We start from the raw sequence: 2,443 nt of genomic DNA, 5'->3' as shown, positions 1-2,443 counted from the left end.
GTACAGAAACACCGAACCGCGCGACTCGACGCAACCCGACGAGACGGCAGACCGCAGGCGCCGAGCCCACGAACAACGGATGTCCGGCACTCGGACCGCGGGACACCCGCGCCAGGAGGGCGGATACCGTAGGGATCACCATGAGTGCTTCGCAGCCCCCTCAGCCCGCCGACATCCCGACGCTCCTCGTCAAGATCTTCGGCAAGGACCGCCCCGGCATCACCGCCGGCCTCTTCGACACCCTCGCCGCCTACTCCGTCGACGTCGTCGACATCGAGCAGGTCGTCACCCGTGGCCGGATCGTGCTGTGCGCGCTCGTGACCGAGCCGCCCGCCGGTCTGGAGGGCGACCTGCGGGCCACCGTCCACAGCTGGGCGGAGTCCATGAAGATGCAGGCCGAGATCATCTCCGGCATCGGCGACAACCGGCCGCGAGGCCTCGGGCGTTCGCTCGTGACCGTCCTCGGCCACCCGCTGACCTCCGAGTCGACGGCCGCGATCGCCGCCAGCATCACCGCCACCGGCGGCAACATCGACCGCATCTTCCGGCTCGCCAAGTACCCGGTCACCGCCGTCGAGTTCGCGGTGTCCGGCACCGAGACGGAGCCGCTGCGCACCGCCCTCGCCATAGAGGCCGCCCGGCTCGGCGTGGACGTCGCGGTCGTCTCGGCGGGCCTGCACCGCCGCGCCCAGCGCCTGGTCGTGATGGACGTCGACTCGACGCTCATCCAGGACGAGGTGATCGAGCTCTTCGCGGCGCACGCCGGATGCGAGGACCAGGTCGCCGAGGTGACGTCGGCCGCGATGCGCGGCGAGCTGGACTTCGAGCAGTCGCTGCACGCCCGCGTGGCACTCCTGGCGGGCCTCGACGCCTCGGTCGTGGACAAGGTCCGCTCCGAGGTCCGGCTCACGCCGGGTGCCCGCACCCTCATCCGCACCCTCAAGCGCCTCGGCTACCAAGTGGGCGTCGTCTCGGGCGGGTTCACCCAGGTCACCGACGACCTGAAGGAACGTCTCGGCCTCGACTTCGCCCAGGCCAACACCCTGGAGATCGTCGACGGCAAGCTCACCGGCAAGGTGACCGGCGAGATCGTCGACCGCGCGGGCAAGGCCCGGCTGCTGCGCCGGTTCGCCACGGAGGCCGGGGTACCGCTGGAGCAGACCGTCGCGATCGGCGACGGCGCCAACGACCTGGACATGCTGAACGCGGCGGGGCTCGGGGTCGCCTTCAACGCCAAGCCCGTGGTCCGCGAGGCCGCACACACCGCGGTGAACGTCCCCTTCCTGGACACCGTCCTCTATCTCCTCGGCATCACCCGCGAAGAGGTCGAGGCGGCGGACATGCACACCGACTGACGTCACCGCGCGGATCACGTACGTCCACCGCGTACGTCGACCCGCCGCGTCAAAGGGGCCCGGCACCACTGAGGTGCCGGGCCCCTGACGGTGGACGGGGAGGAGGACTACTCGGACGGCGCCCAGTAGTCGACGAGGGTGGCCACGCCGGGCTCGAGCGCCTTCCACGAACCGGAGTACGTCAGGACGGCGAAGGCCGCGGTCGGGAAGCCCCTGCGGTTCAGCCGCGTTCTGGCGTCACCCTCGGAGTCCCCCGCGAGGACGTCCGTCAGGCCCTGGACGCCGGGGTTGTGGCCGATCAGGACGAGGTTCTGGACGTCGTCCGGGGTTTCGTTGAGCACGGCGATCAGCTCGCCGGGAGAGGCTTCGTACAACCGCTCCTCGTAGACGGTCTTCGGGCGCTGCGGCAGCTCCTGGACGGCGAGCTTCCAGGTCTCGCGGGTCCGGGTGGCGGTCGAGCAGAGGGCCAGGTCGAAGGCGCTGCCGCTGTCGGCCAGCTTGCGCCCGGCGACGGGGGCGTCCCGGCGTCCGCGCTCGGCGAGCGGCCGCTCGTGGTCGGAAACCTGCGGCCAATCGGCCTTCGCATGCCGGAAGAGGACAATCCTGCGGGGTTCTGCGACGCTCATGCATCCCAGCTTCGCATGAAACGCGCCACGGGGCGCAGGGAGTTGGCGCGGTCCCCCGGCGCGGGTGACGGCGCCGGTCGCAGCGGGGTCACTACGTCGTGCGCAGGATCATCGTCTGGATGCGCTCCAGGAGGTTGGTGATCACCGGCTCGCTGGTCGCCGCGTGCGCGTCCACCGGGTTCAGGATCAGCAGGAGCAGGGACGCGAAGGCGATGGCGGGAAGGGCGATCGCCCACCAGGGGAGCTGGACCTCGATGCTGCCCGGCTTCGCCGGGTCGCGCGGGGTGTGCGAGCGGGCCGACATTGCCGCCTCCGTGGTCCTCGAGTGGTCCGTGCCGCGTCTTCGCGGCCACAACTCGAAGTTAGGCGATCAGCGACCCTCAACCCATCCGGAGATCCACCCACTTGACCCTGACACTGGCCCCCTAGGGGATGGGGGTGCTAGGTCGTGTCTTCAAAGTG

At 70.5% G+C, this 2,443-nt stretch carries 3 protein-coding genes; 1 reads left to right on the top strand and 2 read right to left on the bottom strand.

The window, feature by feature from the left end; genetic code table 11:
* Positions 1 to 140 precede the first annotated feature (140 nt).
* Complete coding sequence (serB, locus tag AOK03_RS39100) at positions 141 to 1,355, top strand: phosphoserine phosphatase SerB (protein ID WP_055570097.1); 1,215 nt, start codon at positions 141 to 143, stop codon at positions 1,353 to 1,355.
* A gap of 107 nt (positions 1,356 to 1,462) precedes the next feature.
* On the opposite strand, the gene AOK03_RS39095 is transcribed toward serB, so the two are convergent.
* Together AOK03_RS39095 and AOK03_RS39090 are read right to left on the bottom strand one after the other, a co-directional pair.
* The gene (locus AOK03_RS39095) at positions 1,463 to 1,981 is read right to left on the bottom strand and encodes a SixA phosphatase family protein (RefSeq protein WP_055570096.1); all 519 of its coding nucleotides are present in this window, start codon (positions 1,979 to 1,981) and stop codon (positions 1,463 to 1,465) included.
* A 91-nt stretch (positions 1,982 to 2,072) separates the two neighbouring features.
* A complete protein-coding gene (locus AOK03_RS39090) occupies positions 2,073 to 2,285 on the bottom strand; it encodes a hypothetical protein (protein ID WP_055570095.1) in 213 nt (70 codons plus the stop codon).
* Positions 2,286 to 2,443 lie beyond the last annotated feature (158 nt).

Origin of the sequence: Streptomyces atriruber (genome assembly GCF_001418325.1) — a bacterium.
Classification (GTDB): domain Bacteria; phylum Actinomycetota; class Actinomycetes; order Streptomycetales; family Streptomycetaceae; genus Streptomyces; species Streptomyces atriruber.
The sequence above is the reverse complement of the archived record's forward strand: the minus strand, read 5'-3'. Positions and strand labels throughout refer to the sequence as shown.